The sequence below is a fragment of the uncultured Chryseobacterium sp. genome, from assembly GCF_913776365.1.
GTDB lineage: Bacteria > Bacteroidota > Bacteroidia > Flavobacteriales > Weeksellaceae > Chryseobacterium.
In genome coordinates this window covers 1-7,557 of record NZ_CAJYMO010000230.1, presented here as the reverse complement: position 1 = coordinate 7,557, position 7,557 = coordinate 1, and the positions used below count along the sequence as shown (strand labels likewise).

At 43.4% G+C, this 7,557-nt stretch carries 6 protein-coding genes; 3 read left to right on the top strand and 3 right to left on the bottom strand.

Features of this window, described 5'->3' with window-relative positions:
* On the bottom strand, positions 1-1,133 hold a 1,133-nt coding region (locus QZ735_RS11915), incomplete at its 3' end, for a type IX secretion system plug protein domain-containing protein (RefSeq protein WP_294248633.1).
* 186 nt (positions 1,134-1,319) lie between these two features.
* On the opposite strand from QZ735_RS11915, the gene QZ735_RS11910 reads away from it, so the two are divergent.
* On the top strand, positions 1,320-1,958 hold the full coding sequence (locus QZ735_RS11910; RefSeq protein WP_294248630.1) for an MBL fold metallo-hydrolase: 639 nt from the start codon (positions 1,320-1,322) through the stop codon (positions 1,956-1,958).
* Positions 1,959-2,036: 78 nt separating this feature from the next.
* Here QZ735_RS11910 and QZ735_RS11905 read toward each other — a convergent pair whose 3' ends face one another.
* A complete protein-coding gene (locus QZ735_RS11905; RefSeq protein WP_294248627.1) occupies positions 2,037-3,512 on the bottom strand; it encodes a trehalase family glycosidase in 1,476 nt (491 codons plus the stop codon).
* A gap of 941 nt (positions 3,513-4,453) precedes the next feature.
* Positions 4,454-5,941, bottom strand: coding sequence for a histidine ammonia-lyase (hutH, locus tag QZ735_RS11900; protein ID WP_294248625.1), 1,488 nt, complete (start codon positions 5,939-5,941; stop codon positions 4,454-4,456).
* Between the two features lie 280 nt (positions 5,942-6,221).
* Between hutH and QZ735_RS11895 the strand changes: the two genes are divergently transcribed.
* Both QZ735_RS11895 and QZ735_RS11890 read left to right on the top strand, forming a co-directional pair.
* Positions 6,222-6,983: a hypothetical protein gene (locus tag QZ735_RS11895; RefSeq protein ID WP_294248622.1), complete on the top strand. Its 762-nt coding sequence runs from the start codon at positions 6,222-6,224 to the stop codon at positions 6,981-6,983.
* Between the two features lie 81 nt (positions 6,984-7,064).
* Positions 7,065-7,557: GIY-YIG nuclease family protein (locus tag QZ735_RS11890; RefSeq protein WP_294248614.1), on the top strand; the 493-nt coding region annotated here is incomplete at its 3' end.

Sequence of the window (7,557 nt, the reverse complement as noted above, 5' to 3'; positions counted from 1 at the left end):
GCCTGATAAAGATTTTCCGTCTGCCAGAAGTTCCCGTTCACTTCTCCGAAGTTCAGGCTGCCGTCTGCATTTCGGGTTGCAAGGATATAATTGTAAAACCCCTGCTTCAGGTACATTTTTGCCACATACTTTTTTGAGGCTTCATCATATTTCATCTGGTTCTCCTGTGCCGGTTTAAAATCATTGAATCCGCCCAGAACATAAATTTCCTTATCTACAGGTTCTGAATCCAGGGAAAAATATACCCAGGAATAATCCGCTTCCCTTTCCGCATCCCGCTCCCGGCCCAAATCGTTCCGGCGGTAGTACCAGGCACCGTTTACATCGGGCTGATACTGGTAGTTTAAAGGGAAAGCCCATACCGGATGCAGATAGGTATTGTTTGTTCCGTCTGTGATCTCCGTAGCCCGCACCATATCCGCAGCCATATTCATGTTCTTATTGTCAAAATAATAAAATTCATTGTTTCCCGGGAATACCAGCGAGAGCTGCTGAAAAAGAAGCTGATTCCCCATTGTCGTACTGGGTTTCAGGTTACTTACCACCATCGAAGGATTGTTATTCTGCATGACTTTAAGGGTAAGTGAATTAACATTTGAGGAAAGATCGCTGCCCTGCGAAACCGCCTTCACTTCCACCCGCTGATTGGCCTGGGGATTTCTCGCATCAGCAAATCTTGAAACCCCAACCGCCACCGTAGCAGCATTCTCCACCAGATAAAACCTCTTCTTAAATAGCGGTTTATCAGCCGAGTCTTTATAAACGATGATTTCAAAATTCCCTGAAATCTTGGGCTGGATCTTATCATTCGGGAAGGTAAGCTTGTAGTGGGTATAGGACTGCAGCGTATTGAAAGAGTACTGGAACTTGTCCAGCAGCCCGTTCATACTGCCATTGGCAATTTCCGTAAAGAAAAGATTATCATCTTCCCAGTTTCTATTGTAATGACGGATGGTATACCGGTAGATTTCGCTGGCATTGGTAAGGTCATCAAAACTTAAGACCAGCTGCTGGCCAAAATTGATGACAGGCGTTTCATCATTCGTCTGCGGATTAAAAAGCTGGATGCTCTGGATGTTCTGCCCGGAGACAAGCCCGCTCAATGACAATAAAAGGAGTCGCAAAGTTTTCATTATGACGAAGATAACGAAAAATCGCATGCAAAACCCATACTCAGCCCTCTTTAAGCTAAATTTAATTTCAAACAATCCGTCGTGACTGGAACGCCATGATCCTTGCCGCACGCCGTCAGTGCCGGAACACTTTTTATTGGCTTTCTGTAATATTAACTATATTTGTTTAACAAAAAATATTCAGACATGCTTCAGATCCAGGGTTTCACCTTCAATTTTGCCAGTGAAAATACATACCTTCTATATAATGAAAATAAAAATGCGTGGCTGATTGATCCGGGGAACAGCAGCCATCAGGAAACGGAGGCCATCGCAAATTTCATCAGGAAAAACGGACTGAACGTTCAGAAAATCCTGCTTACCCACGCGCATATTGACCACATCCTCGGACTCCAGTGGGCTGTAGATACCTTTAAGTTACCGGTTACCATGCATCAGGAAGACAAAGAAGTACTGGACATGTTCCAGATCAGCGGGATGAGGTTCGGGATGAACCTGGAACACATCAATGCAGCTATCGAATACATTGAAGAAGGCGATGAACTTGATTTTGACGGAGAAAAATTTTCAGTCTATCATGTTCCGGGGCATTCGCCGGGAAGCGTTGTCTACCATAACCGAAACCGGAACTTCATCATCTCAGGCGACGTACTCTTCGAAGGAAGCATCGGCAGAACCGATCTGTTCAAAGGAAACTACGAACTGCTGATTGAAGGAATCAGAATAAAACTATTCATCCTCCATGATGAGACCCGGGTTTTTTCAGGACATGGAAACCCTACATCTATAGGTTTTGAAAAACAGCATAACCCATTCCTCAAATAACAGTATAGCCAAAACTTTCCGATGCCATCGGCTTTCAATGGAAAATATAAAAGCCGGCGGAATGGTACGCCGGTTTTATTATTGATTTTTTAAAGCAGCATACACTCCATTGGTCCATCCGAAGCCATCCTGGTTCGGATATTCGCCGCCGCCGGCAATGCTTTCCGTATCCAGCGCATTGTATTTCTCCATTAATCTCCCGGTATTGGCGTAAATTCTTTCCACATTTCCGCACCAGCTGTTTTTTATCCGGTCCGCCAGCTCATCAAATCCGTAATTCTTCATCGCTTTGAAACCTATCCACTGGTACGGCGCCCAGGCATTCGGAAAATCCCACTGCTGGCCACTGTCAGAAGTAGTGGTTACCAGCCCGCCGCCATACAGAAATTTTTCCCTGATATTCAGGGCAACCGATGCCGCCTGTTCCTGTGTTGCCAGCCCGAAGTACAATGGATAAAGGGCAGCCACATGTTCAGATGCCGATGTTGTGCGGTTTTTTATATGGTAATCTTTATAAAGCCCCGAACCGCCATCCCAGAAAAAGTTATTGATCATCCTTTTCCTCAGCAAAGCCTTTTCTTTAAAAAACATTTCTTCTTTCGGTTTCTGCCGAAGCGCAGAAGCTTTTTCCAGCGTCTTCTCCAAATGCCATAGCAGGCAATTCAGGTCTACCTGCGCCAGGTTCAGGATTTCAATAGTCTGAATATGCTGCCCATCAGCAAACCACCGGCTGGAAAAATCCCATCCCGACTCGCACGCACTCCTGATCTTCCTGTAAAATTCTCCGCCTGCATGCTCACTGTTTTTAATGTCAATCAGATAACTTTCGGGACGCGGTTCATTTTCCGCATCATAGTATCTGTTCAACAGATGTCCGTCAACCGTTTTCAGCACCCTCCTGAAAACTGAACCATTCCTGAGTTGCTGTGATCCGTTCATCCAGAAGTCATATTCTTTCCGCAGGGTTTCATAATACCGCTTATACACCTCCTCATCGCCGTTTGTTTCGTGCAGCAGGTCCAGCATGAGTGAAAAGTACGGCGGCTGGGACCGGGTCAGGAAATGGGTACGGTTTGCGTTCGGCACGAATCCGAAAGACTGAATCAGATAAGCACAGTTTTCAATACTATTTTCCATCATTTCCACCCGTCCGGAAACCTGCAGACCCAGCATGATAAAATAACTGTCCCAATAGAAGAATTCATTGAAGCGGCCCCCCGGAACAATATAGGGTTTTGGTAGTTTCAGCAAAGTCCCTTTATTTTCATAAGAGGTTCTGATCAGTTGATCCCAGAGTTTTTCTATATGATCATCTATCGGCAGCACCTCTTCCCGGACAGGAACCCCTGACTGCAGAAATTCAAAATTCAACAGTACGAATATTTTGAGGTCAAAACCCGGCTGTTGCTTCTCCTTTTGATATTTTGCATTGATCTCATCAACCGGAAACAGAGGAACCGCATCGGTCATCATCTTCTGGTCCTCAAAAATTTCCGATCTCTGCACATCATCAAAAAGCTCCTGAATATCCTGAATATAAAGCGGTCGGTTCATAGGTTAAATTATTTTAAGACAGATCCTACAGAGATCAATTTTAATGCAAATTTTCCCTTACCGTACTTATCGGGAAAATTCATTCGCTCCTGCCGCCTGAAATGGAAATGAACTGTTTTTAATGGTAATCCCGGTGTGGATAAAATGTGGATAAGTATAAATAAACCATGAATCCCCGTTATGTATTCCCGCTTAAAATGCTAGAGCAGAAGGCTCTAAAATGAATAAATCAGAAAAAACAGTTTCCCGGGACGCATATGAAAATACGTGCATTATCCACAAAATAATGTGAATAAGTCTGTGGATAAGTCTGTGGATAAAATTGTGGATAACTCAATAAATATTTGATTATCAGATATATTTAATGCTTATAAGTTTACGAATATATAAACATGAGATGATGGATTTCTTTTTTCAGGAGCTTTGAAGATCAGCATGACGTTTAGGCTTACCTGGAACCGGTGTTCCGGGTGTTCTGATTTATGAAGTTATGAACATGCCTATGTTTGACGGAAGTGTTGATGATTATCAAAATTTTTGTTTTTCAGCATCAGAAACCCGAATTGACCTGATTGTTTTTTTATCCAAAGAATTCCAACATATCATCATATTTATCATCCATACCTACTGGATCTGCATCTTTCACATGAGATTATCTTGAACTTTTAATCAGTACAGCCCTTCACTTCTGATTCATCAGCACTGGCTTCCATTTTTTTTCAACTGACTAGGTTTGGAAGAAGAAGAAGGTGAAATCAGAATTGTATTATCCACAAAAAACGGTTAAAAACATGTGGATAAGTCTGTGGATAAGTTTGTGGATAAGTTTGTAACCTATTAGTACACAAATAAAAAAGCCGTTCATGATTCTGAACGGCTTCTTTAGTATGGATAATAAATACTTTATCTCGTACCAGGCTACAGATCTACTGATTATCGTCCTAATTCACAATAAATTTTCGCTCATGTATCAGTTGGGCAATAGCCAGCATATCTTCACCGATCAGACGGTCGTCTTCCAGCTTGGCGACTTTTGAACGGATGATGTCAAAGTTTTCCTCGATGATTTTAGAACATTTTGCCGGCCTCCTGAATTCCAGCCCCTGTGCTGCAAACATGAGTTCGACAGCCAGGATATTCACCAGATTTCCCAGGACCTGATTGAATTTTCTTCCGGAGATGCTTCCCATCGAAACATGGTCCTCCTGTCCTAAGCTCGTGGGTATTGAGTCTGCCGAAGCAGGGAAACAAAGGGTCTTATTCTCCGTTACCAGTGCAGCTGAAGTATATTGAGGAATCATAAATCCGGAATTCAGCCCGGAGCTTTCCGTCAGCAGCCTCGGCAGCCCGTATTTCCCTTCCAGCAGCAGATAACTTCTGCGGTCCGAGATATTTCCGAGTTCCGCTGCTGCCAGGGTAGCATAATCCAGCGGCAGAGCCATCAGCTGGCCATGGAAATTACCTCCTGAAATAGATTCTTCCGCACTTAGCACAATCGGATTATCGGTTACGGAGTTCAGTTCTGTTTCCGCCATTATTCTGAGGTGTTCAAAAGCGTTGCGGCTGGCTCCGTGTACCTGCGGCACGCATCTCATGGAATACGGGTCCTGCACCCGGTCACAATATTCATGGGCCTGGAGATTTTCGGAATTTTTCAGAAACTTCAGCATCCTGGCAGCTACTTTCCGGCTTCCGTCGAAAGGTCTGATCTCATGAAGCTCCTTTTTGAAAGGGCTCGCCGATCCGCGATAGGCTTCAAGGCTCATTGCCGCCGTCATATCTGCCAGATCCAGCAGGTATTCGAATTTTTCCAGTCCTTTGATGGCATGAGAAAGGATAAACTGGGTACCATTGATCAGCCCTAAACCTTCTTTGGGACCTAATTCAAGAGGATCCAGTCCGTTTTTTTCCAGAATTTCTGCCGTTTCATAAATTTCATTTCCTACCCAGACTTTTCCCAGGCCCAGAAGCGGCAATACCAGATGAGCCAAAGGAGCGAGGTCACCTGAAGCACCCACCGAGCCCTGTTCGGGAACCACGGGTATAATATCTTTCTCCAGCATTACGATCATTCGTTCAATGACGTCCAGCGAAACTCCCGAAAACCCTTTGGACAATGCATGGACCTTAGCGATCATCATGATTTTGGAGAGTTCCTTATCAATAGGTTTCCCTACCCCAACGGCATGAGAGATAATGAGATTGTACTGCAGCCGGGCGGTTTCATCAGCCGAAATTTTTGTGTCGCAAAGCGGCCCGAATCCGGTATTGATTCCGTAAACACAACGGTCTGACTCCACGATCTGCCGCACATTTTTCTGGGATTTTAAAATCTGTTCTTTTGCCGCCTTATTTAATTTGGCTTTATTGGGAGTTTTACAGATCTCCAGGACATCATGGAAACTGAAAACATCTACACCGTATATCATGCTCTAAATTTTGTCTTAAAATTACACATTTAAGACTAACTGGAAAAACGAATTCTACCGGCCCTACTTTTAGCGATCGTCTTGCTATCATAGCATACCATCTTCCACAAAAAACACAGACCGTAAACATCTGCCGAATCCATGGATCTGCAGGAAGCCATTTGAGAAATAAGGTCCGGATGCCAGGTAAAAAGGTAAAATGATAATTATTGACAGGTTCTTCCAGAGAGCCCGTTTTATTTAGTATTTTTACCGCTCAAATTAAAAATGTAATTACCTTATGAAACTCAAAACTTTTTTACTTGCCTTCTTACTGGCAGGTTCGGCCTCCTTTGCACAGAAAGTGAAATATTCCAAAGAGGAAATCAAAACCATGGAACAGTATCTTTTTAATGAGGGGTTTGATCGCCCGTCCCCTAAAAAAACTTCCACTGTTATTCTAAAAGACGGAACAACCCACAAGGGGTTCTGCAGCAAAATCGATACGAAAAAAGGACAGATCTTTGAAGTTTCCCTGAAAGACAGCATTTCCAAAAAGTCTGAAGTCTACGATGCGGAACAGATTGCCGAAATGTATGTCTACCCAAGCAATGCCGAGAAAATTGCAAAAGTGGCGAAATACATGGGAAACATCAGAAATTACGGTACCAAAAAATTATCAAAAAGAACCAATAATGAAAGGATTTATTTCGTAAACCAGACCGTATCCCTGAAAAATAAAAAAGACGACAAAGAATTCCTGATGCAGGTGATCAATCCTGAGTTTGACAATGTTATTTCCGTCTATCACGATCCGCGGGCGAAAGAGACAGGAGGAATTTCCGTTGGCTACAGCCCGCAACTGGGCGGCGGTGTTATCAAATCTTACTATGTGAAAAAAGGTGACAAGGTGGTATGGCTGCACAAAGATGATTTTGAAGACCACTATAATTTCCTGTTCGGCGACAATGCGGAGTTCCTGAAAAAATACCCTAAAAATTCGGTAGAATGGGATTATTTCAGTTTTCTGGTCCATGAATATACGGAAATGAGCAAGGGATAAGCCGTAACTTTAACATAATATTGGTAGCCACAGGATTCCTGTGGCTTTCTTCTTGCTTTTAAATTACGTAATTTTGTTATTATGAATCCTTCATTAGAATTACAGCTGAAAACCTTACCCTCTGAGCCCGGCGTTTACCGGTACTATGATAAAAACGAACAGCTTCTGTACGTGGGAAAAGCAAAGAATCTCAAGAAGAGGGTTCTCTCCTATTTCAACAAAAATCTTTCAGGATACCGTACCCGGATTATGGTGGGAAAGATCCAGCGACTGGAAACCACTATTGTTAACAGCGAGTACGATGCCCTGCTGTTGGAAAACAACCTGATCAAAGCCCATCAGCCTTTCTATAATGTAATGCTAAAAGATGATAAGACCTATCCGTGGATCTGCATCAAAAATGAAGACTTTCCAAGGATCTTTCTTACCCGGACGAAGATCCGGGACGGCTCCGAATACTACGGTCCTTATGCCAAGGTGCGTCCCGCGAGAGTATTGCTGGATACCATCAAGCACATCTACAAGCTCCGGACCTGCAACCTGAACCTTGCTCCTCATAAAATCGAGGAAAGCA

Excerpts from the sequence above, each read along its gene's own strand:
- QZ735_RS11905 (WP_294248627.1), bottom strand. The coding sequence starts at position 3,512 with ATGAACCGACCGCTTTATATTCAGGATATTCAGGAGCTTTTTGATGAT.
- hutH (WP_294248625.1), bottom strand. The coding sequence starts at position 5,941 with ATGATATACGGTGTAGATGTTTTCAGTTTCCATGATGTCCTGGAGATC.
- QZ735_RS11910 (WP_294248630.1), top strand. The coding sequence starts at position 1,320 with ATGCTTCAGATCCAGGGTTTCACCTTCAATTTTGCCAGTGAAAATACA.
- QZ735_RS11895 (WP_294248622.1), top strand. The coding sequence starts at position 6,222 with ATGAAACTCAAAACTTTTTTACTTGCCTTCTTACTGGCAGGTTCGGCC.